General features: G+C 37.8%; 18 protein-coding genes. 14 read left to right on the top strand and 4 right to left on the bottom strand.

Features of this window, described 5'->3' with window-relative positions:
- The first annotated feature begins 12 nt into the window (after positions 1–12).
- The 9 genes from CNR22_02890 (at position 13) to CNR22_02850 (ending at position 14,271) form a co-directional block, all read left to right on the top strand.
- Positions 13–423: a transporter gene (locus CNR22_02890; protein PBQ30762.1), complete on the top strand. Its 411-nt coding sequence runs from the start codon at positions 13–15 to the stop codon at positions 421–423.
- Positions 423–2,159 (top strand): bifunctional metallophosphatase/5'-nucleotidase, encoded by a 1,737-nt coding sequence (locus tag CNR22_02885; GenBank protein ID PBQ30761.1) that lies wholly within the window; start codon positions 423–425, stop codon positions 2,157–2,159. Before CNR22_02890 ends, CNR22_02885 begins: the two co-directional genes overlap by 1 nt.
- Complete coding sequence (locus tag CNR22_02880) at positions 2,156–3,745, top strand: beta-N-acetylglucosaminidase (GenBank protein ID PBQ30760.1); 1,590 nt, start codon at positions 2,156–2,158, stop codon at positions 3,743–3,745. The genes CNR22_02885 and CNR22_02880 overlap by 4 nt, the downstream gene beginning before the upstream one ends.
- A gap of 1 nt (position 3,746) precedes the next feature.
- Positions 3,747–4,733, top strand: coding sequence for a glycosylasparaginase (locus tag CNR22_02875; GenBank protein ID PBQ30759.1), 987 nt, complete (start codon positions 3,747–3,749; stop codon positions 4,731–4,733).
- Positions 4,733–5,413: a copper homeostasis protein gene (locus CNR22_02870; GenBank protein PBQ30758.1), complete on the top strand. Its 681-nt coding sequence runs from the start codon at positions 4,733–4,735 to the stop codon at positions 5,411–5,413. The genes CNR22_02875 and CNR22_02870 overlap by 1 nt, the downstream gene beginning before the upstream one ends.
- 68 nt (positions 5,414–5,481) lie before the next feature.
- Positions 5,482–7,908, top strand: a complete 2,427-nt coding sequence (locus CNR22_02865; protein ID PBQ34794.1) for a beta-mannosidase — start codon at positions 5,482–5,484, stop codon at positions 7,906–7,908.
- Between the two features lie 19 nt (positions 7,909–7,927).
- On the top strand, positions 7,928–10,864 hold the full coding sequence (locus CNR22_02860; protein ID PBQ30757.1) for an alpha-mannosidase: 2,937 nt from the start codon (positions 7,928–7,930) through the stop codon (positions 10,862–10,864).
- Between the two features lie 111 nt (positions 10,865–10,975).
- Entirely contained in the window at positions 10,976–12,955 is a 1,980-nt protein-coding gene (gene ispG, locus CNR22_02855) for a 4-hydroxy-3-methylbut-2-en-1-yl diphosphate synthase (protein PBQ30756.1), read from the top strand.
- A complete protein-coding gene (locus CNR22_02850; GenBank protein ID PBQ30755.1) occupies positions 12,952–14,271 on the top strand; it encodes a hypothetical protein in 1,320 nt (439 codons plus the stop codon). Before ispG ends, CNR22_02850 begins: the two co-directional genes overlap by 4 nt.
- 251 nt (positions 14,272–14,522) lie before the next feature.
- Here CNR22_02850 and CNR22_02845 read toward each other — a convergent pair whose 3' ends face one another.
- Positions 14,523–15,062 (bottom strand): DNA-binding protein, encoded by a 540-nt coding sequence (locus tag CNR22_02845; protein PBQ30754.1) that lies wholly within the window; start codon positions 15,060–15,062, stop codon positions 14,523–14,525.
- A 123-nt stretch (positions 15,063–15,185) separates the two neighbouring features.
- Between CNR22_02845 and CNR22_02840 the strand changes: the two genes are divergently transcribed.
- Together CNR22_02840 and CNR22_02835 are read left to right on the top strand one after the other, a co-directional pair.
- Positions 15,186–15,440 (top strand): hypothetical protein, encoded by a 255-nt coding sequence (locus tag CNR22_02840; GenBank protein ID PBQ30753.1) that lies wholly within the window; start codon positions 15,186–15,188, stop codon positions 15,438–15,440.
- Positions 15,441–15,453: 13 nt separating this feature from the next.
- Positions 15,454–15,654, top strand: a complete 201-nt coding sequence (locus CNR22_02835) for a hypothetical protein (protein PBQ30752.1) — start codon at positions 15,454–15,456, stop codon at positions 15,652–15,654.
- Positions 15,655–15,657: 3 nt separating this feature from the next.
- On the opposite strand, the gene CNR22_02830 is transcribed toward CNR22_02835, so the two are convergent.
- Positions 15,658–16,116 carry a hypothetical protein gene (locus CNR22_02830; GenBank protein ID PBQ30751.1) on the bottom strand — a complete coding sequence of 153 codons (459 nt, stop codon included), beginning with the start codon at positions 16,114–16,116 and terminating at the stop codon, positions 15,658–15,660.
- 342 nt (positions 16,117–16,458) lie between these two features.
- Between CNR22_02830 and CNR22_02825 the strand changes: the two genes are divergently transcribed.
- A complete protein-coding gene (locus CNR22_02825; protein ID PBQ30750.1) occupies positions 16,459–17,982 on the top strand; it encodes a hypothetical protein in 1,524 nt (507 codons plus the stop codon).
- 109 nt (positions 17,983–18,091) lie between these two features.
- Here CNR22_02825 and fumC read toward each other — a convergent pair whose 3' ends face one another.
- Positions 18,092–19,489 (bottom strand): fumarate hydratase, class II, encoded by a 1,398-nt coding sequence (fumC, locus tag CNR22_02820; GenBank protein ID PBQ30749.1) that lies wholly within the window; start codon positions 19,487–19,489, stop codon positions 18,092–18,094.
- 80 nt (positions 19,490–19,569) lie between these two features.
- Complete coding sequence (locus tag CNR22_02815; protein PBQ30748.1) at positions 19,570–20,313, bottom strand: hypothetical protein; 744 nt, start codon at positions 20,311–20,313, stop codon at positions 19,570–19,572.
- Between the two features lie 80 nt (positions 20,314–20,393).
- On the opposite strand from CNR22_02815, the gene CNR22_02810 reads away from it, so the two are divergent.
- On the top strand, positions 20,394–22,493 hold the full coding sequence (locus CNR22_02810) for a S9 family peptidase (GenBank protein ID PBQ30747.1): 2,100 nt from the start codon (positions 20,394–20,396) through the stop codon (positions 22,491–22,493).
- A 5-nt stretch (positions 22,494–22,498) separates the two neighbouring features.
- On the top strand, positions 22,499–24,847 hold the full coding sequence (locus tag CNR22_02805; GenBank protein ID PBQ30746.1) for a hypothetical protein: 2,349 nt from the start codon (positions 22,499–22,501) through the stop codon (positions 24,845–24,847).
- Positions 24,848–24,867: the final 20 nt, after the last annotated feature.

The following is a 24,867-nucleotide window of genomic DNA, read 5'->3' as shown; positions in this document are numbered from 1 at the left end:
AAATTTTATAAAATGAAAAACTTAAAATATTTATTAGCCGGAACAATTTTTGGATTTATTTTAATCAAGGCAGAGGTTATTTCCTGGTTTAGGATACAGGAGATGTTTCGTTTTCAAGCGTTTCACATGTATGGCATTATAGGTTCAGCAATAGTTGTTGGAATGATTTCCATACTGCTCATCAAAAAGCTGAAAATCAAAACTATCTCCGGGGAAGAAATAAAAATCGCTCCCAAAGAGTTTACAGTAGGAAATATAATAGGTGGATTATTATTCGGACTGGGCTGGGCTATGACAGGAGCTTGTCCGGGGCCATTGTACGCCTTGATTGGAAGTGGACTTCCCATTGTTATTGTAACGTTATTAAGTGCTGTTTTGGGAACTTACGTTTATGGCTTGCTAAAAAATAAACTTCCTCACTAATGGAACATTTAAAAAATTGCAGCTGTGGCTGTCAAGAGTCAATCATTCCGGAAGGCGTGTCGAGAAAAAACTTTCTGCGTAAGATAGGCGCTGCAACTGTAGGGCTTGGATTGGCTCCTTTAGCGTCTTTCTCATTATCGGAAGATAAAGGCAAGGCGGAAGAATTTTTAAAAAGCAAAGTTTTACGGGATGGCAAAGCGCAAAGAATAACCTTGCTCCATACCACCGATATTCATGGACAGGTAAATGTACATGACGAATTCTTTTGGGAAAACAACCAGGCAGTTTATAAAAAACGGGGTGGCTTTGCACATTTAAAAACACTAATCAATAAAATCAGACAGGAAAATCCGAACACGCTATTATTTGATGGTGGAGATTGTTTTCAGGGAAGTGCCATAGCAGCCCTGAGTGAAGGGCAGGCTTTAATTCCTTTAATGAATAACCTGCAGTATAATTTAATGTTACCTGGAAACTGGGAGGTAGCCTACGGAAAAAGGATGATGATTAAAGACATGGGTGCTTATAATGCTCCTAAAGTCTGCGCAAACATGTTTCATGAAGATACGGGTGAACTCATGTTTCCTCCTTATCAAACTATTTACATAGGCGGTTTGAAGATCGGAATTGTAGGATATAACGATCCTTTAACTCCGGTGCGCCAGTCGCCTGCCTTTAGCGCGGGAATTAATTTTAAAGATCCTGAAAAAAATATCGCCAAATACATTAAGATTCTGAAAGAACAGGAACGTTGCGATATGGTGATTGCGCTAACGCATATGGGTATGGCGCAGCAATTGCATCTGGCAGGAAAACCCTATGCCGAAGGGTTGGATTATATTTTTGGCGCAGATACCCACGAAAGAATTCGTGAGCCATTAAAAGGCAAATACGCTAAGGTAACTGAACCGGGCGCTTTCGCATCTTTCCTGGGTAAAATGGATCTGATAATTGAGAACGGAAAAATAAAAGAAGAATCTTACGAATTACTGGAAGTAGATCCTGAAAAATACAAGGCAGATGACGAAATGCTGAGCCTGATCGAAAAAGCGCATGAGCCTTATAAAGCTGATATAAAAAGGGTAATCGGAAAAAGCACAACACCATTAGTAAGGTATTTCATAATGGAAACCCCTACAGATAATTTGATCACCGATGCTATTATGTGGAAAACAAGTCCGGATATAGCTGTCTCTAACGGATTTCGTTTTTGTCCACCACTCATTCCAGATCCCGTAACGAAAGTGGCTGAGATTACTAAAGAATATTTATGGAGCATGTTGCCTGTTGATTCGGAGGTTAAGCGCGCAGAGATCACTGGTCAACAACTCTGGAATTGGTTAGAAAGAGAATTGGAAAATGTTTTTGCAAAAGATCCGACACAACGCTTTGGCGGATGGCTGGTGCGTTTCCAGGGAATGAAAATTAAGTTTACAGTGAATAATGAAATGGGAAAACGCCTTCAGGAAATTAAGATTAAAGGAAAAGCAGTAGATCTCAAAAAAATATACAGTATTGTTGCCTGTGAGCGAGAGGGCGATCCGGACAGCGTTTTGTGCCGTATTAAAGATGTAACAACCATGCATAAATTTGGATTTACCCTACACCAGGTGATGGAGGAATACTTGAAACTACATTCGCCCGTTTCGCCAAAAATAGAGGGTAGAGCGGTAGCTACAGACGCTCCGTCAACTCTATTAACACAAGTTGCCGGTATAAATTATCAGTTCAGATGAAAAATACATTTCTATTAGTTTTAGTTTTAATAACGCAGATTAGTTTCGCGCAACAAGATAGCAGCCTGCCACTAATCCCTCGTCCTAATGAGATCACACTTCAGAAAGGTTGCTTTAAACTTTCTGAAACAACTCAGTATTATCTGGAGGATAAATCACTTCTAAAAGAATTGGATTTTTTTATTGCATACATAAAAAAAAATAACGGATTTACAATTTCAGAAACGAAAAATCCGAAACAGAAAAATATAATCAAAGTTTTAAAAAGGAAGTCAAAAGAAAATTCTGAAGCATATGGTCTCACCATTCTTCAAGATCAAATAAGTATAAAAGGAGATTCTAATGGTGTGTTTTATGCATGTCAGACGTTAATTCAACTTGTAAATGCACGTCGTTCCAACGCAGTAGACTTGGCGTGCTTAATTGTAAATGATGCTCCGGTTTACAGATGGCGTGGGATGCATCTGGATGTTTGCAGGCATTTTTTTTCTGTAAGCTTCGTGAAGAAATACATTGATATTTTAGCCCTTTATAAGTTTAATACTTTTCATTGGCATTTAACGGATGATCAGGGTTGGAGAATACAAATTAAAAAATATCCTAAACTAACTGAGATAGGCGGCTGGCGCAAGGGCACTATGGTTGGGAAGTACGATGATCATATGTATGATACCATTCGCTACGGAGGATTTTACACGCAGGCAGAAATAAAAGAGGTTGTAGCTTACGCGCAACAAAAACACATTACAATAGTTCCCGAAATTGAAATGCCGGGGCACGCTGTAGCTGCCATTTCGGCTTACCCTTACCTTTCGTGTAAGGGAAAACAAATTGACGTTGAAAGAGGCTGGGGTGTTTTTGAAGATGTATTTTGTCCCAAAGATTCCACCTTTAAATTTTTGGAAGATGTATTATCAGAAGTCCTGGAACTTTTTCCTGGTAAATATATTCACATAGGTGGAGATGAATGTCCAAAAGAAAACTGGAAAAAATGTGAGCATTGCCAAATGCTTATCAAGAAAGAGCATTTGAAAGATGAGAATGGTTTGCAAAGTTATTTTATTAATCGCATTGAAAAATTTGTGAATTCAAAAGGGAGGCAAATAATCGGGTGGGATGAGATTCTTGAAGGGGGCCTGGCTCCAAATGCTTCGGTAATGAGCTGGCGTGGAACAGAGGGTGGAATAGCTGCCGCGAGACAAAAACATTATGCGGTTATGAGTCCAGGCAAACCCTGCTATTTTGATCACTACCAATCCAGAGAAATTCTTTATGAACCGTTATCCATAGGTGGTTACAATCCAATAGATTCTGTTTACGCATATAATCCAATGCCGGGAGTTCTAGACACTGCAGAGCGAAACTATATTTTGGGCGCACAGGCAAATGTATGGACCGAATATATTTTAAATGAGAAGCATTTGGAATACATGTTGGTTCCGCGTATGTGCGCACTGTCTGAAGTTTTGTGGACGGAAAAATCAAACAAGAATTATCCGGATTTTATAAAACGGTTGAAGCAACACACTAAACTGTTTGATCAACTGCAAGTGAACTATGCAAAACATTTTCTAACACAAAAATAAAATGGCAACAAGACGTAAATTTTTAAAATTATCTGCTCTTACAGCATCACTGTTTACTATTAACCGCTCAAAAGCAACCGAACTTTTGCAGCCTAAACCTGATCCTGTTAAGCCAATTGTGTTATCAACCTGGCGTTTTGGAATAGAAGCAAATGCAGCTGCCTGGGAGATACTTTCTAAAAAAGGAAGCGCGATCGATGCGGTTGAAGCAGGTGTGAAAGTTCCCGAAGCTGATCCAAACGAAAGAAGTGTAGGTTTAGGTGGCCGCCCCGACCGCGATGGACGAGTTACGCTTGATGCGTGTATCATGGATGACAATATGAATATTGGATCTGTGGCGTGTTTAGAACATATAGTGCATCCCATTTCGGTAGCGCGTGCGGTGATGGAAAAGACTCCTCATGTAATGCTTGTAGGCGAAGGTGCTTTGCAATTTGCGCTAAAGCAAGGATTCAAAAAAGAAAATCTTCTTACACCGGAATCAGAAAAAGAGTGGAAAGAATGGCTTAAAGAATCAAAATACAAACCTGTTGCAAATATTGAAAATCACGATACCATTGGTATGATTGCTTTAGATATGAACGGAAATTTTTCTGGAGCCTGTACAACGAGTGGCATGGCTTTTAAGATGCACGGACGAGTGGGGGATTCACCCATTATAGGAGCTGGACTTTATGTTGACAATGAAGTGGGAGCTGCAACTGCTACAGGTCATGGAGAAGAAGTGATTCGCATGGCAGGAAGCCACGCCGTGGTGGAGTTAATGCGTCAGGGATTCTTGCCGGAAGAAGCTTGCAGACAAGTAGTAGAAAGAATTATCAATAGTGCTAAAAAAAGAAAAAAGCCGTTAAGTGAATTGCAGATTGGATTTATTGCTATTAATAAAAACGGGGAGCACGGAGCTTATTGCCTGCAAAAAGGATTTAACTATGCAGTGTATTCTCCTGAAATAAAAAATGAATTATTTGATTCCAAGAGCCTTATTTGATGCGCGGAAAAATTCTTGAGATAGCTTGTTTTAATTTGCAATCCGCAATTATAGCTCAGCAGGCTGGCGCAGATAGAATAGAGCTTTGTGAAGATTATGTAGCAGGAGGTATTACACCTTCAAGAGAAATGATTCTTCAGGCAAAAAAAGCCGTACAAATTCCTTTACATGTAATTATCCGTCCCAGAGCGGGAGATTTTTATTACACTGCTCAAGAGGTAGAACAAATGAAAAAAGATATTGCATTTTGTAAGACGCATCATATAAACGGAGTCGTTTTGGGTTGCCTGACTTCTGAGAAAAAAGTAGATCTAAAACTATGCAAAGAGCTACTGAATCTCTCCAGGCCAATGACTGTAACGTTCCACCGGGCAATAGATATTTGCGAAAATATTTTGGAAGAAGTTGAACATCTTGTAGAGATGGGTTTTGATCGCGTATTAACGTCCGGAGGAAAAAAAACAGCATTAGAAGGAAAAGATAATTTAAGAAAACTTAGTGAAAAATTTGAGGGGAAAATAATTCTGCTCGCCGGTGGTGGGATCCGGTCAACTAACATTTCTGAGATTTTAAGAGCAGCAAATTGTTCTGAATATCATTCAGCGGCGTTTGTTGGTAGTTCAACTGTATGCGACGCGACCGAAATAAAAAATCTTAAAAAATCTTTCAATTCCATTTGAAGAAAAAAGTTATATATGCTGTTTTGTTTTGGGTTGCAGCTGCTGCCACTTATGCTCAAACCCAAACTTTGTCTTCCTGGAAATTTAAAAAAAGCGGCGACAAGTTATGGCATCAAGCAACAGTTCCAGGAAATGTTGTGGCTGATCTTTTTAAAAATAATCTCATTGATGATCCGTTTTATTCTGATAACGAAAAAAAATTACAATGGATAGAAAATGAGAACTGGGAATATACAACGGGTTTAATTTGTGATAAAACTCTTTTAACAAATAAACATATTGAATTAATTTTCGAAGGTTTAGATACCTACGCCAGGGTTTATCTGAATGATTCGCTCCTTTTTTCCGCAGACAATATGTTTCGTGCCTGGAAAGTAGATGTAAAAAAGCTACTAAAAATTGGTGGAAATAACATCAAAGTTGTTTTTGAATCTGCTGTAAAAAAAGGGAAGGAAAAGGCTGCAAAACTTGCGTATTCTTTACCAGAAGGCGAACGAATTTTTACTCGGAAAGCTCAATTTCAGTATGGTTGGGATTTCGGCCCACGCTTTGCCACTTGTGGTATTTGGAAACCAGTAAGATTGGTTTATTGGAATGAGGTCAAAATTGAATCTTTACGTTACCTAATTAAAAGTATAAATGATTCCATTGCGTATTTAGATTTTATACTGGAGACCAATTCCTCTGTAACTGATAGTTTTCAATTTAGCCTCGGCCAGCAAAAAAGAAATGATATTAAAGTTCCTGCTGCTAAAAAGAAAAAACGAATTGCTTTACATCCGGGGTATAATTCAGATACCTTGTCTATTCAGATTAAAAATCCAAAACGCTGGTGGAGTAACGGTTTGGGTGAACCATATTTGTATTATTATTCTGCCACCGTTTTAAAAAAACAAACCGAAATAGATCATAGTTCTTTAAGTGTTGGTCTGCGCACCATTGAATTGATAAATCAGGAAGATTCGGTGGGAAAGTCGTTTTATTTTAAATTAAACGGTAAGCCTGTATTTATGAAAGGCGCGAATTACATCCCCTCCGATATTTTTCTAAGACCAAAATCGAAAGAATATTTTTTTGCGGAAATAGCAGTTTGTAAAGAAGCTCACATGAATATGTTGAGGGTATGGGGTGGCGGTGTGTATGGCGATGATGAGTTTTACAATGCCTGCGATGAGCATGGAATTTTAGTCTGGCAGGATCTGATGTTTGCCTGCGCTATGTATCCGGGCGATAAAGATTTTCTGGATAACGTAAAAGAGGAAGTTATACAACAAACAAAGCGTTTGAGGAATCATCCCTCCTTAGCGCTTTGGTGTGGCAACAACGAAAATAGTGAGGGCTGGTTTAACTGGGGCTGGCAAAAACAATTCAACTATTCTTCAAAAGATTCATTGGAGATTTGGAATAACTACAAGAAGTTGTTTCAGGAACTTATTCCCACAACAATAAAAACATACGATCAAAAACCTTATTGGGAGTCGTCTCCGGCAATAGGATGGGGAAGAAAAGAGAGCTTGAGCTCGGGTGATTTGCACTATTGGGGCGTTTGGTGGGGAATGCAGCCATTTTCAGTATATAAAACTAAGGTGGGCAGGTTTGTATCAGAATATGGATTTCAATCTTTACCTGCTTTAAGTACTTTTAAAGCCTTCGCTCCTTCACAAGACTGGAATTTGACTTCTATACCTGTTCGGGGCCATCAAAAACATAAAACAGGCTTTGAAACCATTGAGGCTTATATGGCACGTGATTACAAGATTCCTAAGGATTTCAAAGACTATATTTATGTTTCGCAACTCCTCCAGCGTGATGGCATGAAGATAGCTATTGAGGCGCATCGCAGAAACAAACCCTATTGCATGGGAACACTTTTCTGGCAGCTCAATGATTGCTGGCCGGGAGTTACCTGGAGCGCGATAGATTATTTTAAACAGCCTAAAGCCCTGTATTATTCTCTTTCTAATCTCTATAAGACGCAATTGGTTTCGGTTAATGAAAACTTAAATTCTTTTGAAATAAAATGTGTTAGTGACTCACTAAAAGATTTTGAATCTCAACTAAGACTTAAGATTCTTAATTTCAAATCAGAAGTTCTGTGGGAGAGAGAATTCAAAGTTACGATGACTCATACAAAAGTCACATCCCTGGTACTTGGTAAAAAAGAATTACCTCTTTTTGACTCTACTACCTCGTATTTGAAAATAGAACTGGGATCAAAAAAAATACTGGCCTCTGATTATTATTTTTTTGTCACTCCAAAAAATCTGAAACTTCCTCAGACCAGCATTAATATTAAAAAAATAGACTCAAAAACGATTGAAGTCAGTTCCGGTTTTTTTGCAAAAGACGTCTATTTATTTGATGAAAATTTTGAAGTAACTTTAAGCGAAAATTTCTTTGACCTGGAGGCGGGACAAAAGAAGAGGATAACATTCAAAAGCACAGATAAAAAACAAGAACTCAAACTAAAAGTAACAGTACTTAATAATTTATAGAATTCAGTATTAAACTACCATGACTAAAAAACTCATTCTAAAACGTCTTTTTCTTCTAGTATTTATAACCTCTTGCGGAATTGTAATTTCGCAAACAAATTACAATCAGTATGTGAATCCGTTTATTGGCACAGGCGGTCACGGACATACTTTTCCAGGGGCGGTGCTTCCGTTTGGTATGGTTCAGCTTAGTCCCGATACCAGGGTGGATGATAGCTGGGACGGATGCAGCGGCTATCATTATAGCGATGAGTCCATCTATGGGTTTTCGCATACCCATTTGAGCGGAACTGGTTGCAGTGATTATGGTGATATTCTTTTAATGCCAATGGTTGGCGAGCCTTCTATGGATAATAGAGTTTACGCTTCAAAATTCTCGCATGCCAATGAGAAAGCGGGGCCGGGGTTTTACGAAGTACTCTTGGATGATGATAAAATAAAGGCCGAATTAACGGTAACACCCCGCTTAGGCATTCATCGTTACACCTTTCCGAAAACAGAACAAGCTAATATTATCATAGATCTTTTGCACCGTGATCAAACTTTAAATTGCGGAATCAGAATAATGGATAGCGTTACCGTTACTGGTTACCGCGTGAGCAAAGCATGGGCTCAAAATCAACACGTTTATTTTGTAATGAAATTCTCGAAACCTTTTACAAAAGCACAAATAGCAACGGGCCGAGTGTTCAAAGAATTCCTTGGAAAAAAGGACGGCAGACCTGAAGGCGCTTTTTTTCGTTTCGACAACAGTGATGGAAAACCGCTGACAGTCAAAGTCGCAATTTCTTCAACAGGAATAGAAGGAGCCATAAAAAACATGGCGGCTGAAGGTACACATTGGGATTTCGAAAAATATAAAAAGGCCGCAGAAGATACGTGGAGTAAACAACTTAGCAAGATCGAGATTACTGAACCAGACAAAGAGAAGATGACTGTTTTTTATTCAGCACTGTATCATACATGCATCCATCCTTCTCTGAATATGGATGTAGACAATCGCTATAGAGGGAGAGATGATAAATTGCATACTGCAAATGGCTTTACAAATTACACTGTTTTTTCTTTATGGGATACCTACCGGGCTCTGAATCCTTTAATGACAATTATTGAACCAAAACGCGCTTCTGATTTTATAAATACTTTTTTAGTACAATACCAACAGTCGGGACGTTTACCCATGTGGGAACTTTCAGCAAATGAAACAGATTGTATGATTGGATTTCATTCTGTTTCTGTTATTGCCGATGCCATGACAAAAGGTATTGGTGGCTTTGATAAAGAGCTCGCCTTTCAGGCCATTAAAGCTGCCGCAAATTATTCCGCTTATGGCATTCCCATATTTAACAATAATAAGTTTTTACAAATCGATGATGAAAGCGAAAGTGTTAGCAAAAGTCTGGAGTATGCTTACGACAATTGGTGCATCGCAAAAGTCGGGAAACTCCTTTTAAAGAAAGAAGATTTGGGTGAGTATTTAAAAAGGGCTCAATCGTATAAAAATTTATTCGATGCGCAATCGGGCTGTATGCGACCGCGAAAAAACGGCAATTGGTTAACACCATTTTATCCATCAGAAATTAATAATCATTTTACTGAGGGTAACAGTTGGCATTATTCTTTCGCAGTTCCTCAGGATATTGAAGGGCTCATTAAATTACATGGCAGTAAAGAGAATTTCAGCAAAAAGTTAGATGAGTTATTTACCACATCGCAAAAAACGAGAGGCAGAGATCAGGCAGATGTCACAGGGTTAATTGGTCAATACGCTCATGGCAATGAGCCAAGTCATCACATGGCGTATTTGTATAATTATGTAGGAAGTCCGCAAAAAACAATTGAACGTGTACACCAGATTTGTAATGATTTTTATTTGAATTCTCCAGATGGTTTAATAGGAAATGAAGATTGCGGACAAATGAGCGCCTGGTATATATTCAGTTCTATGGGCTTCTATCCTGTTTGTCCGGGAAACCCTGTCTATACTGTAGCTGAACCAATTTTTAAAAGTGTAAAAATCAATCTCGATAATGGTAAGAAATTTATAATCACTTCGGATGCATTGCAAAATAAACCTGTGAAGGGACTTGCGCTAAACGGTAAAACGCAGATGAGTGCCTCCTTAGATCATGCCGCACTTATTGCCGGCGGAACATTAAATTTTATATATACACCATCGGCTAACTCCAAAGATGTTTATGGCAGTAAACCAATCTCTTCTTCTATCGGCGGAGCAGAAATTATTCCTTCGCCGGTCATTATTTCTACCAGCCAGGTTTTTAAAGATAAGTTAGACGTTAGTATAGCTAACGTAAACATTAACATCGCTACAACATACTATACAAAAGATGGTTCGGAACCTACAAAAAAATCGACGCCTTATACAAGTTCGTTTTTAGTGGATAAAAATACAACAGTTAAAGCAAGAACTTTTGCCGGGCAGGATACCAGTGCGATTATCACAGCATCATTTTACAAAATAAAATATAACTATGATATTACGATTAAGTCGAAAGCAAATCCACAATATGCTTCAGAAGGCTCTCAGACATTAATTGACGGCATTATTGCCGACAAAGACTGGCGCAAGGGTAACTGGCTCGGTTATCAATCGCAGGATTTTGAGTGTCTGGTGGATTTAAAGGAGGATAAAGAAATTTCTTATCTCAGTTTAAATTGTCTGCAGGATAGTCGCTCATGGATTTTGTTTCCTGCCAGCGTAGATTTTTATGTGTCGGATGACAACATGAGTTTTAAGTTACTTGACTCGGTAACATGCGGTATAAAGCCTGAAGAACAAGCTGTGAAGATATTCACTTTTCAAAAAGAACTTGCGCAGAAAGTCTCAGCACGCTACCTGAAAATTGTGGCAAAAAATTACGGTAAACTCCCCGAATGGCACGTGGGCAAAGGCGGGGACGCTTTTATTTTTGTAGATGAACTGGAGATCAGATAGTTTATAGTCCTTTTGTAAACTGCTTCGGCGGCAATTATTTTACACTAAATTAACGCGATTTTAGCCCTTTTTCAAGCGCTTTCTTTAGTATCTTTGAGCTTCTTTTTAATCATGCATTTTTCTAATAAATACAGCAATAGCCTCACAGAATATTCCCGTTTTATAACGCGCGAAGTAACCATTGGTGATTTGAAAATGGGGGCTTATAATCCCATTCGTGTTCAAAGTATGACTACGACCGATACAATGGACACTAAAGGAACAGTGGAACAAAGTATTCGCATGATTGAAGCAGGCTGCGAATTGGTGCGTATAACAGCGCCTAGTATGAATGAAGCACGCAACCTTGAACTTATAAAAAAAGAATTAGTTGCGCGGGGTTACAACACTCCAATATGCGCGGATATTCATTTTACGCCTAACGCTGCTGAGTTTGCCGCACGTGTTATTGAAAAAGTACGTGTAAATCCCGGAAACTACGCCGATAAGAAAAAATTTGAAACAATTGATTACACCGATTCTGCTTACGAATCAGAGCTGGAGAGAATAAGAACGCGGTTTACACCGCTTGTAAAAATTTGTAAGGAGTACGGAACTGCTATGCGTATCGGTACCAATCATGGGTCTTTGAGCGATCGTATCTTAAGTCGTTATGGTGACACACCATTGGGAATGGTTGAAAGCGCGCTTGAGTTTTTAAGAATTTGCGAAGAAAACAATTATTTTAATATCGTTATCTCCATGAAGGCAAGTAACACTCAGGTGATGGTTCAAGCTTACCGTTTGCTGGTTGCGAAGATGATGGAGACCAATCGCAATTATCCTTTACATTTAGGTGTTACAGAAGCAGGTGATGGTGAAGATGGCAGAATTAAATCTGCTGTGGGCATCGGTACTTTATTGGAAGATGGGCTGGGAGACACCATTCGTGTGTCATTAACAGAAGAACCTGAATTCGAAATTCCTGTCGCTAAAATTTTGGCCGAACGCTATTCTCTTAGAAAAGAACACAAGGCCATTAAACCTCTGGTTGAAGAGTTACCTTATAGTCCTTATGATTATACACGTAACGTCACAAAAGAGATTATCAATATAGGTAATCACAACGTGCCCAGGGTTATTGCAGACTTTAGTATGAAGTCTGAGGTTACTGCTGCGAGCTTATTCGGCGTGGGATATAATTATTCGGTCCCTTTGGATAAATGGAATCTTACAGATCTTGCAGTAGATTATTTATTCCTTGGTGATAACGAAATAAATTTTGAAATTCCTGGAACTCTTGGATTAATATATAACTCAGAGGCCTGGTTAAAAAATAAAACTCAGGATAGAGCTTATCCCTTATTTTGCGGTGAAGAATATTTCAAAGTAAAAGATAAATCTTCTTTCCTTAATTTTGTAGCGGTTGACATTGAAACGTTAACTGAAGACTTTATTGGTCGTATTAAAAACGAAGCAAAAGTTTGTTTGGTGTTAGATTCTTTCAATACTCACACCATGCCAGAACTACGTCGAATGGCTATTGACTTGAAACTTCAGGAGTGTAAATTGCCTTTTATTATTAAATGTAATTATCACGAATTAAGTGAAGAACAATTTCAATTGTACAGCAGCACAGATATGGGTGGCTTATTGTTGGACGGGTTTGGAGATGGGGTCTGGATTAAACACGTCGCAAAGCCCGGTGGGCGTTCGAGCGGGCAAGTGGGCAAGGGTGTGAGCACACAAATTTGTAATTCAACGGCGTTTGGAATCTTACAGGCAACGCGCACTCGTATAAGTAAAACTGAATATATCTCTTGTCCAAGTTGTGGACGTACACTTTTTGATCTCCAGGAAACCACTCAAAAAATCCGGGAGCGCACCGATCATCTTAAAGGAATTAAAATCGGTATCATGGGCTGTATAGTAAATGGTCCTGGTGAAATGGCAGATGCCGATTACGGTTATGTTGGTACGGGCCCGGGTAAGATCAGTTTATACAAGGGCAAAGAAGTGGTTAAGAAAAACGTCACCAGTGAAACGGCTGTGGATGAACTCATAGGGCTCATCCGTGAACATGGAGATTGGGTGGAGAGGGCGGTTGGATGAAATACGAAGTGTTTAGAGATTTTATAAAAAGTGGAACCAACTCTTCTTATTTGTTTTTAATTCTATCCTATCTGTTTTTCTTTTCTTTCGTTTATGCAGTTTTACATGGTCTTCATGTAGTTCAGTTCCTGCCTTCTTCAAATACCCTTGTAAGGGGTGACTCTGTTTTTTACGAATCTCTTAAAAATCAAGGGTACATTTATCTTGAAAATAAAAACTGTAATGCAGGTTTTTTTCCTTTGTTTTCTTATCTCTGGGCACTTACAAATTCCGGACCTCTTACTATATCCATAATAAACCTGTTTTTGTATGGAGTAGCTTTGTTGTTGCTTTGCAACACTTTTAAGCCAGACCCCTCTCTTTTAGTGATATTTATGGCTTTGCCTTTTATGTTTTTTTTATTTACGCCCTTGTCGGAGGCCCTGTTTTTTTTAGCCTGCTCCGTCTTATTATATGGTTTGGAAAAAAAACAGACCTGGTGGTTGTTTACTGGAGTTCTGATAGCAACTTTAACGCGCCCTAGCTTTGCTTTTTTTATTCCGGCTGCAATTGCAGTGGTAGTGATTATCAACACTAACAAACATCTTCTTGAATTTTCTGCCTGGCGTTCTTTAGTATTTTCTTTTTTGCTCCCTTCTGTTTTGGGCTTATTGCTCGTTTGCACTATTCAGTTCATTCAAACCGGACATTTTTTTGCATTCTTTGACATCCAGTCGACCGCCTGGGGCCGAGAGTTCGGCCTGCCGCGTTTTCCTTTAAGCAGGGAAGCGCCAAAATTAGTGGTCTGGTTAAGTTGGTTTAATTGCCTCCTTGGTGTTCTTTTTCTAGCAATGTCTGTAAATCTTATTAGAAAAAGATTTAGTAGTAAAAACTTTGTGGCAGCGATTTCACCGGCTGAACTATTTTCCCTCTTTTTTCTGCTGATGAGTTTTATGAGTATTGTGTTCACTAATCCCGAGTGGTACTGGTATGGTGACTACAACGGCACTTATCTGAATGGTATAAATCGTTATATACAACCCAATCCATTCATGCTTTTATTTATTTTATTTCTTTTTAAGACGCAACTTAAGTCGTTTTGGTTATTTGTGCCAGTAGTAATTATTGTTCATCTTATTTGGTTTGGATTAGATCCTCAATTTTATGTTTTTCTTTATCGGTACAAAGCTTTAGTAGTAGTGTGTGCTATTTATTTCTTATACGTAGTTTATTATTATTGGAGATGGAAAATAGTTTTTGTTAGTATCATTGTCCTTTCAACCGTTTTACAGTGTTTGATGTTTAATTATCATATGGGCTGGATTTTGGTTGACTAACCAGCACCGTCATAACGGAACAGTATAACACTAGTTTGTTTTTATTACGAATCCTGTTTTCTTTCCCGGTTTCGAATTTTCTTTATGCTGAAGCGTTCACCACTCTACTCAGATTGCTCGTTAAGGAGGGGTCAGTTTGTACAAAGGCAAGAGTGATTAAAAAAATGTAATCAGCGAAACTGCTGTAGACGAGCTCATTGAACCCATCCGCGAACATGGAGATTGGGTAGAGAAGGTAAAATAATTTCGAATTAATTTTTCATACTGTAACCAATTTTTTTTCTTGGCTTAGGATTTTCTTTTTTTTCAATAAGTTCGTCAAGGTATTTGAACACTAGTTCAATGTTCTTCGAATGGTTGTTTATTTTCTTTTTGATTTTCTCTATTTCAAGCCGAATTTCCGTATTATCACTTAGCATACTTCTAAGTTTTGTGAAAAGTCTTATAATTTGAATATTAATTAAAATAGCTCTTCTACTATTAAGAACGCTGGAAAGCATTGCCACGCCTTGCTCAGTGAAAGCCATAGGAAGATATTTAATATGTTCACCTCTCTTTAAGGTCACAAATTGTGACCTTAAAGACTCGCTCTCTGGTTTGGTTAACTCGAACATGAAGTCTTCAGGAAAGCGATCAGGATTTCGTCTAACGGCCTGTTTTAAAACTTTAGTATCTACTTCATACAATTTAGCTAAATCTTTATCCAGCATCACCTTCTGATCTCGGATTAAATATATCTGATTCGAAATAATTTCATCGGGAATCAAAACGGCTCCGTCCTTTTTTGTCATGATTAACTTATGGGGTATATAAAAACTAGCTGCATTTCAGAAATAACCTTGCTATGTTTTGCAGAAATAAGCTTTTTATTTAAGACTAGTATATTCATACCTTGTTAAACATATCCCAAAATCATGAAAAATAAACTGATCCTAATTGGAATTCTCTTTTTAATGAAGTTAAGTTACGGACAAAATTACTCCATTAAGATCGCGACGGTTAAAGATTCAGAGGTCCTAAGTGAAAGTATGAATATGGCAGGTGTTAATTATTTTATGTTTGATCTTCCTTCGCCCGAATCTAAATACATAAATATATATGTTGATGAATGCCTAAATGATTCTATGATTAAAAAGTATGACTTTGTAAGCTCTCAAAAAAAAAGATAGTCTTTCTAAAGATATGTATGCTACGCTAATTCCTATGAGTAAAACCGGAATTTTCACAATTAAAATTTATACGCTTGTAAAGTCCGATACCGTGGAGGATTTAAGATTTCGGATAGGAGGTATAGAACTTAATAAGGGATTAAGGATAAATAGAAAAGAGTTAGCTTACGAATGGAAAATCGCTTCAAGAGTACTAAAAATTGAAGTTTTATGAGAATTAGGAAGCTAAAATAGCAGGACCAGTCATCTCTTCAAAAAAGAGCTTCATGTCTTGTTTGAAAGGCAGCACATTAAAATCCTTGATTTTATTTTTAAAACGATCGAATAAACTCATGGAGCTAAGAAGTTCTTGTTTAAGCATTTCAGTTGCTTCCGCTTCATTTGCATTATTAAAAAGCTCAAAATTTAGATTGATATAATATTTCAAAGCTCTGTTAACAGAATTGGAAATGGTATTGCGAACGTAGTTTTTACGATCAAAGATGTATTCAGGCTTTTGATTTTTATAAAATCTCTGAAGGTTTGGTTTTACTGCAATTACGCCTATATAAACTTCTTTAAGATCTTCTCCGTAATTTTTAGACTGGAAAAATTCAGTTAACTTTTGTTCTATGTCGCTCAACAAGGGTGCATGCTTTACTTCGACTGTTGAAACGGGAATGACTTTGATTTTCATGTTAAGGGTACTTACAATTTACCTGCAAATTTAGTTACAGTATCAGTCCCGAATCTTAAGGGAATATTAAAGAAATGTAAAAGTCTACATTCAAACTGTTATTAATTTCTTTCTAAATATTCCAATTTTATTCTGGGTTTTTTGGTTTTACCTACCAACTCATCCGGGTGTTTAAAACGAATTCGATGTTTTGTAAATGATTACCTAATTTCTTTTTGCTTTATTAGAATCGATTTCAGTTTTCGTTAGTTCAAATATTAAGTTGAAAGGAAATCAGACTTGAGAGATTTAATTTAAAAATTCAGAAATTGTAATACCTTTACTTAACCCAGAAATCAAGTTATGCTTTACTTCAGATATTTATATTTATCCCTTCAATTATTATTTCTTTTAAACATAAAGGCGCAAAATTTTATTGCGAAAGTTTATCAAAATTCAGATCAATCCGGAATTTATAGTGGTCCTTTGGTAGGTACTTCCGATAAAGGATGTTTAATTGCCGGAAAAAACTACATTTCCAGTATCCTTCTTAAAACAGATTCTCTTGGTAATTTAAAATGGAATAAATCCATTGATTCTGGTTACGTTATAGTAGATCTTATCGTAAATCTTGATACAACTTTATATGCCTTGGCCAATCAACCTTATGGAATAAGTAATCCAGTGATACTCAAAATCAATTCACATGGTGGAATTATTTGGTCGCGTCAACTCTCCTATTCCACATATCAATATTTTTCTCCTTTTTCCATAAGCTCCACAATCGATTCAGGAGTTGTTACTTGCGGATATATGCCACTTGAATCTGAAAATTCTTTTGTAACGCGTCTTGACAAGAATGGAAATTTGATCTGGAGTAAAACGATTAAAGTTGGCGATACATCCACTGTTTTTCGTTCAGTAAAACAAACGCCAGATTCCGGATTTATTTTATCCGGATCTATACAAGGAGGAAAAGGATGCCTTGTCAAGTTGAATAAATCAGGAAATGTATCGTGGTGTAAAAGTTATAATCAGCCGGGAGCTTCGCTCGTTTGCATAGCAGATATCTTAATCGCTGGCTCTAAAATTTATTCTTATTTGATCTCAGACAAACCTATACTAATGATTACAAATATCAATGGATCGGTTATAAGTGTCACTGAATATGATATTCACACATATTTCGATCCATTTAATCCGCAAGGCAACAAGATTAAGCCAGCGAAAGATAAATCACTTTTTTTGACCTTCGACGAATCTGCAATAATAAGTGTTGATACCTCTGGTAAATTTGTTTCGGGCAGTCGAGGTATAACGTATTTAACAACAGTTGCAAATGGTTCAAACGGAGGCTATTTTGTTTCTGGTAATGGCCCTTTTCTTGCTTATAGATCAATTGTTCCAGACCAAATTGGTCTTGTAAGAATCGATTCACTTCAAGATAGCTATTGCTCGGAAGCCTGGAGTGTTAATGATTCACAGATTGTATTTAATCCGGCGGTTGAAAATTATACACAGGTTACCGTAGGGAGTTCCAATGCAATTATTTTAAAAAGTGCTGTAAGAAATAATATAACTCAACGGAACGGTTGTATCGACGTAGTTTATGTGGGGCTTAAAGAAAATAAATTAAATGATTCTTTCTCTTTGTTTCCTAATCCTTCAAACGGAGTTTTTGAAATAAAATGGGATTCACAAAAGCCTGCCGTTTTAAAATACAGAGTGTTAAATCCTACAGGATATTTAATGAGAGAAGAATTGGACCTAATGCAATCTGAAATCCATAAAATAGATTTGAATAATTTTTCACCGGGAATCTATATTTTGCAAGTGATCTCAAAAGAAGCTGTAATAGCAACTAGAAAAATTATACTTACAAAATAGATGGATACCAGTTCTTATTTATGAATGCCTGACAGTGAGACATTCTCAGTCAGCCAGAAAAAAAGCCCTTTCATTTTTATGAAAGGGCTTCATGAATAGATTACGAAGACTACTTCAAACTTCCAATCATATCCTCTGGTTTTACCCATTGGTCAAATTGCTCATTCGTTACATAGCCTAATTCTATTGCCGCTTCACGCAAGGTTTTATTTCCTTTGTGTGCTGTCTTAGCTATTTTCGCTGCTTTTTCATAACCGATGTGAGTGTTCAATGCAGTTACTAGCATCAATGAATTCTCAAGGTGTTTTTTCAATTCTGGTAAATTCGGTTCAATGCCATCAGCACATTTTTCAGTAAAACTTACACAAGCATCGCCTATCAAACGCGCAGATTGCAGTACGTTAGCCGCTATTACTGGTTTAAAAACATTTAATTCGAAATGACCCATAGAACCACCGATAGAAACAGCAACATCATTACCAATAACTTGAGCGCAAACCATTGTCATGGCTTCCGGTTGCGTTGGATTTACTTTTCCAGGCATGATAGAAGAACCTGGTTCGTTGTCAGGAATAATAATTTCGCCGATTCCACAACGTGGTCCTGATGATAGCATACGAACATCATTCGCGATTTTCATCAAAGCAACTGCAGTGCGTTTTAAAGCGCCACTTAATTCTACCATTGCATCATGTGCAGCTAAAGCTTCAAATTTATTTGGAGCAGTAACAAAAGGAAGATTTGTTAACTCTGCAATTTTTTTAGCAACAAGTACATCGTATCCTTTTGGAGTATTTAATCCTGTTCCTACAGCTGTTCCACCGAGTGCAAGTTCTTTCACAGCCTCCAGCGCATTTTTCAAAGCACGGATACTCATATCTATTTGCTGAACGTAACCGCTGAATTCTTGTCCTAACGACAAAGGTGTAGCGTCCATAAAATGGGTACGTCCTGTTTTAATAATAGTTTTCCACGACTCTGCTTTTTTATGCAAGGAGTTACGCATTTTTTCCAAACCTGGAATTGTAATTTCTACTACTTGCTTGTAAGCTGCAATGTGCATAGCCGTTGGGTAAGTATCGTTACTTGATTGAGATTTGTTTACGTCATCATTCGGATGTAAAACTTTTTTCTCATCTGCTAAATTTCCCCCATTCATAACGTGAGCACGATAAGCAATTACCTCATTCGCGTTCATGTTACTCTGCGTGCCTGATCCTGTTTGCCAGATAACCAGTGGAAACTGGTCATCTAATTTTCCAGCAATAATTTCATCGCAAGCCTTTGCTATTAAATCGCATTTTTCTTTTGCTAAAACTCCTAAGTCCTGATTAGCCATCGCAGCTGCCTTCTTCAAATAACCAAAAGCATAAATAATTTCTTTTGGCATACTTGCTTCAGGTCCGATCTTAAAATTGTTACGGCTTCTTTCTGTTTGTGCACCCCAATAAACATGCGAAGGTACTTTCACTTCGCCCATAGTGTCTGTTTCTATTCTGAATTCCATAAATACTGATTTTTTGAGCTATAAAAGTAGTAATTATAGGGAATTAGCAGAGTGTAAATTGAAAAATAATAGGTGGAATTTTAATTGCCGGCAATGGTGGCTGAACGCACTTCCTTGTTTACAATAAAGTCAAGACTCCGCGCGGTAATATCTTCTGCATCAAGCCACAAGCAACCTGAGCGGGAAAGATCACGAACTGAAAATCCTTTTCCTGTATATTTTGAAAATTTAATTTCAGGTTCCTTTTCCAGTCGGCGAATCTCGGTACATAAGATTTCTGCTCCATCCAACTCATAGAGTTTTAACTCTTCAATAAGTTTTATTAATTGATAAGCATAAGTTGGAGAGGTAGCGTAACCAGCATTTTTTAAACCCATACACCAACTTTTATAATCATAAACAGAAAGTTTAAAAAGCTCCGCATATCGGGGACGGGAAATTAGAAACAGGCTGTGATCTTTATACGAGTCTTCAGTAGTTGCATAACTTCTAAAACACTCATTCAGCTCGTCATCATGTTTTACAATGGTATCACCGCTCCATCCAGCGTGACATTTAATTCCAAAATGGTTATTCGATTTTTTAGCGAGCATACTGGTGCCGCTGCTACTTTCAAAAATAGCTTGCGCTAAAATAACACTCGCCGGAATTTTATACAACACCATCTGGCGAATGGCCGTCTGCGAGTACTGTTCAATATAGTTGTAAGCTTTAAATTGCGGAGGCTGGGCGTTTATAAAAGTTGACAGGAAGACAAGTGCAAAAACAAACTTAACGCCCAAAAGCTTTGCCTGTCGCGATATTGAAAATCCAACTTTAATCATCTACATTTACAAAAATATGCCTGCAAGGCTTGCCTCTTTCGCTTACTTTATTTACATATTAACAACTCACTTTTCACAAGATGAAAAAACAAGTCACACTTATTTGTATGTCTGTACTGATAAATCCTTTATTAAATGCGCAAAGCAGCTTTAATTACCCTAAAACTGAAAAAGAAAATGTTAGCGACATGTATTTTGGAGCTAAGGTGGAAGATCCCTACCGCTGGCTTGAGGATGATAGAAGTCCAAAAACAGAAGCTTGGGTAAAACAGGAGAATGTCATCACTGAGACTTATTTAAAAACCATACCCTCGCGGGAGAAAATTAAAACGCGTTTAACAGAATTATGGAATTACAATAAGCAATCAGCTCCTTTTAAAAAGGGAAACTTCTTTTTTTGCTACCGTAACAATGGTCTTCAAAATCAAAGTGTTTTATTCATAATGAAGAATTTGGAGGATAAAGGAGAGATTCTATTAGATCCAAATACACTTTCCGCTGATGGAACGATTTCCCTGAGCGGCACCTCTATTTCTAAAGATGGAAAAACTTTAGCCTACGGAATTTCGAAAGCGGGAAGCGATTGGGTGGAGATTCATTTCAAAGATATTGTTTCTAAAAAAGACCTGCCAGACGTAATAAAATGGGTGAAATTTAGCGGTATGAGCTGGAAGGGAAATGGTATCTACTACAGCCGTTACGCTGAACCTACGGGTAGCGAGCTTTCGCAGAGCAACCAATTTCACAAGGTTTACTTTCACGAACTTGGTACAAGCCAGGAAGAAGATATTTTATTTTTCGAGGACAAAGATCATCCGGATTATAATTTCGGTGCTTTTACAACGGACGATGAGAATTATTTATTTGTGAGCACAAGTCAAAGTACCAGCGGAGAGAAGCTGATGGTGAAGGATTTGAAAGACCCTAAAGCTGAGTTTAAAATTATTTCCAGCAATTTCGATTCTGAATATTCGGTTGTAGAGAATATAGGAAATGTCTTTTACATGACAACGAACAAAGACGCTCCAAAATATAAATTGGTTTCTTTCACTTATGAAAATACAAATCCTTCAGCCTGGAAAACCCTGATTCCTGAGTCGGTAAACCCTCTCGAAGGGGCAAGAATTTGTAATAACAAACTTCTTGTGAATTACTTTTCAGACGTGATTTCAAAACTTTATTGTTACGATTTGGATGGCAAACTGGAACGCGAAATAAAACTTCCGGGCCTTTGCAGGTTAAATAGTTTTAATACGGATAAGGAAGATGATTTTGCAACTTATAGCGTTTCCCAATTTACAGCGCCAGAGCAAACTTATTTTTTAGATGCAAAAACTTGGATAAGTAAACTGATCTTTAAACCCGACTGTAAATTCGCTTCTGAAAACTACATCACTGAACAGGTCTTTTTTACAAGTAAAGACGGTACAAAAGTACCCATGTTTATTACGCGTCGAAAAGATGTAAAGATGAACCCTGAAACGCCTTGTTTCGTTTACGGATATGGAGGTTTTAATATCTCAATAGCACCTGAATTCAGGATCGATAGATCTATTTTCCTGGAAGCTGGAGGCATTTACTGTGTTCCCAATTTACGCGGTGGTGGCGAGTATGGCGAGAACTGGCATAAAGCAGGTACAAAGTGCAAAAAACAAAATGTCTTCGATGATTTTATTTCTGCATGTGATTATTTGGTTGCTCAAAAATACACGTCTTATAATAAAATAGCAATTCACGGTCGAAGTAATGGTGGCCTGCTTATTGGCGCCGTTATGACCCAAAGACCGGATATTTGTAAAGTGGCTCTGCCAACGGTAGGGGTTTTAGATATGTTGCGTTTTCATCTTTTTACGATTGGTCGTGCCTGGTCTGTAGATTATGGTAACAGCGAAACCAAAGAAGAGTTTGATTGTCTCATAAAATATTCACCGCTTCATAATATTAAAGAAACAAATTATCCGGCCACACTTGTTTTAACGGGCGATCACGACGACCGTGTTGTACCCGCACACTCTTTTAAGTTTGCAGCGACTTTGCAGGAAAAAAATAAAAGCTCGCAGCCTATGCTCATTAGAATCGATGTGAATGCTGGACACGGAGCGGGTAAACCCACTTCCAAACAAATAGATGAATTTTCTGATATGTGGAGCTTTGTTTTTCATAACTTAGGAATAAAATAAATGTCATGAAAAAAATTCTCATTCTTTTCTTTTTTCTAAACGCTTTAGCTGCTTCTTCGCAAACTGAAAAATACCATCGCGTCTTAATTCCCGCTGACAAAGCAATGCGCGAAAAAATTCAGGAACTCGGAATTACTATCGATCACAGTCATAACCAGGGTGGGGGAATTGAAACAGAAATTAGTGAAACTGAAATAAAAATCCTGAAAGATAATTCTATCCCGTACAAAATAGTAATTTATGATTTGGCCAGATTTTATGAGGCCCGTAACGCTTCCGTCCTATCGGCACGACGACCTTCAGGGGTTTGCAATGCTCCTGATGTAAAAGTGCCGGCTCATTTTCACCTCGGTAGTATGGGGGGATATTTTACATTACTGGAAATGGAAAATATTCTGGATAGTATGGCTTTATTGTATCCTTCGCTAGTAAAAGCAAAACAGCCTATTAGTAGCACTCAAAGTTTTGAAGGAAGAAATATTTGGTATGTGAAGTTTAGCGATAACCCGAACAGTGATGAAAATGAAAGTGAAGTGTTGTACACTGCGCTGCATCATGCCCGGGAAGGCGCGAGTTTGTCGCAGTTAATTTTTTACATGTGGTACTTACTGGAGAACTACGCAACCGATCCGGATATCCAGGAAACATTAAATAACTCTGAATTGTTTTTTGTGCCTTGCGTCAATCCTGACGGTTATTATTACAATCAAACTACCAATCCAAATGGTGGTGGTATGTGGAGGCGTAACCGCCGGCTCAATGCAGATTTTACATACGGTGTTGACTTAAATAGAAATTACGGATTAAACTGGGGCTACGACAATCTGGGGTCCTCTCCAAATACATCGAGTGATGTGTACCGCGGCACAGGTCCTTTCAGTGAGCCTGAAACACAAGCAATGCAAAGTTTTTGCAATTCACGTCAATTTAAAAATGCATTAAATGCCCATACTTTTAGTAATGTTCTTATTTATCCATTTGGACACCTTCCCAGCATCTACACACCCGATAGCGCTACCTATGTGCACTGGGGGACATTGCTTACACGTGATACACGATTTCTTTACGGTACTTGCTATCAAACGCTTCATTATCTTACCAATGGAGGAAGTGATGACTGGATGTATGGCGAACAAATTTCGAAACCAAAAATAATGGCAATGACGCCTGAAGCCGGAACTTACAACGATGGATTCTGGCCGGCTTCCAACAGGATTGTAGATATATGTAAAACCACCTTTAGTCAAAATTATAACCTGGCAAGATTAGCTGGAAACTATGCGAAAATCTATGATGAAGAAGATCAGTTTATTTCTTCAAGTGGTTACATTAACTATAAAGTACAGCGTCTTGGATTAACAGGCGGAAACTACACGGTTAGCGTTATTCCTCTCACTTCAGGAATTGCAGCTGTTGGTTCATCAAAGGTTTATTCTTCACCAGCGCAAAATCAAACTCTGGTAGATTCTATTTCGTTTGTCTTAGCTGGTGGCCTTTCTCAAGGTCAGAAAATACAATATGCTCTCTCCGTGAACAATGGTTCAATTACTCGCAACGATACCATCACAAAAATAGCTGGATCACCCGTAACACTATTAAACGATATAGGAAATTCTGCTGTTGCAAATATGGATACTGTTGGTTCATGGGGCATAGAACAATCTACTTATGTTTCTGCACCATCCTGTATAACTGATAGTCCGGGAATGGATTACGCAGAAAACGACCACAAAAGCATTACAACAAAAAATCAATTGAATCTTCAAAATGCCATCTATGCACATCTTCAGTTCTACATAAAATTCGCAATCGAAAAAACTTTTGATGAAGCGCAAATACAGATAAGTACAAATAATGGAGTAAGTTTTAATCCTCTCTGCGGAAAATATGAAACCTCTCCTGCATCTTTCGGTGGAACATATCCGCTCTACGACGGCCGCCAGGACGAATGGGTAAAAGAGGAGATAGACCTTTCGGCATATCTGGGACAAAATGTTAAGATTCGGTTTACGTTAAATTCAGACTTTTATACAGAGGAAGATGGCATCTATCTTGATGATATTCTCGTACGAAAATTAGTTTCAACGTCTACAGGTATGGAAAGCTTGCTTCTGGCAGACGATCTTATACTAAGTCCCAATCCTTCTAATGGAATATTTCATCTAAGTAATCCCAATCACAAGGTAATTGACTTAAGTGTTTATAATGCGATGGGTCAGCTTATTTTTAATGCGGAAAATAACAGTGAACCAACTACTAAGCTTGATCTTTCTGATTATTCTTCCGGACTTTATTTCGTGAAAATTAAATCGGGAAATAAAGAAGTAACAAAAAAAATTATTCTTGAGCGATAAGCGCTTTCGTTAAAAAAAAC

The organism is Sphingobacteriaceae bacterium, from assembly GCA_002319075.1.
Lineage (GTDB): Bacteria > Bacteroidota > Bacteroidia > B-17B0 > Aurantibacillaceae > Aurantibacillus.
This window is presented reverse-complemented; position numbering and strand designations above follow the sequence as displayed.

Coding starts and splice junctions, on each gene's coding strand:
- CNR22_02890 (PBQ30762.1), top strand. CDS start 13: ATGAAAAACTTAAAATATTTATTAGCCGGAACAATTTTTGGATTTATT.
- CNR22_02885 (PBQ30761.1), top strand. CDS start 423: ATGGAACATTTAAAAAATTGCAGCTGTGGCTGTCAAGAGTCAATCATT.
- CNR22_02880 (PBQ30760.1), top strand. CDS start 2,156: ATGAAAAATACATTTCTATTAGTTTTAGTTTTAATAACGCAGATTAGT.
- CNR22_02875 (PBQ30759.1), top strand. CDS start 3,747: ATGGCAACAAGACGTAAATTTTTAAAATTATCTGCTCTTACAGCATCA.
- CNR22_02870 (PBQ30758.1), top strand. CDS start 4,733: ATGCGCGGAAAAATTCTTGAGATAGCTTGTTTTAATTTGCAATCCGCA.
- CNR22_02860 (PBQ30757.1), top strand. CDS start 7,928: ATGACTAAAAAACTCATTCTAAAACGTCTTTTTCTTCTAGTATTTATA.
- ispG (PBQ30756.1), top strand. CDS start 10,976: ATGCATTTTTCTAATAAATACAGCAATAGCCTCACAGAATATTCCCGT.
- CNR22_02850 (PBQ30755.1), top strand. CDS start 12,952: ATGAAATACGAAGTGTTTAGAGATTTTATAAAAAGTGGAACCAACTCT.
- CNR22_02845 (PBQ30754.1), bottom strand. CDS start 15,062: ATGACAAAAAAGGACGGAGCCGTTTTGATTCCCGATGAAATTATTTCG.
- CNR22_02840 (PBQ30753.1), top strand. CDS start 15,186: ATGAAAAATAAACTGATCCTAATTGGAATTCTCTTTTTAATGAAGTTA.
- CNR22_02835 (PBQ30752.1), top strand. CDS start 15,454: ATGTATGCTACGCTAATTCCTATGAGTAAAACCGGAATTTTCACAATT.
- CNR22_02830 (PBQ30751.1), bottom strand. CDS start 16,116: ATGAAAATCAAAGTCATTCCCGTTTCAACAGTCGAAGTAAAGCATGCA.
- CNR22_02825 (PBQ30750.1), top strand. CDS start 16,459: ATGCTTTACTTCAGATATTTATATTTATCCCTTCAATTATTATTTCTT.
- fumC (PBQ30749.1), bottom strand. CDS start 19,489: ATGGAATTCAGAATAGAAACAGACACTATGGGCGAAGTGAAAGTACCT.
- CNR22_02815 (PBQ30748.1), bottom strand. CDS start 20,313: ATGATTAAAGTTGGATTTTCAATATCGCGACAGGCAAAGCTTTTGGGC.
- CNR22_02810 (PBQ30747.1), top strand. CDS start 20,394: ATGAAAAAACAAGTCACACTTATTTGTATGTCTGTACTGATAAATCCT.
- CNR22_02805 (PBQ30746.1), top strand. CDS start 22,499: ATGAAAAAAATTCTCATTCTTTTCTTTTTTCTAAACGCTTTAGCTGCT.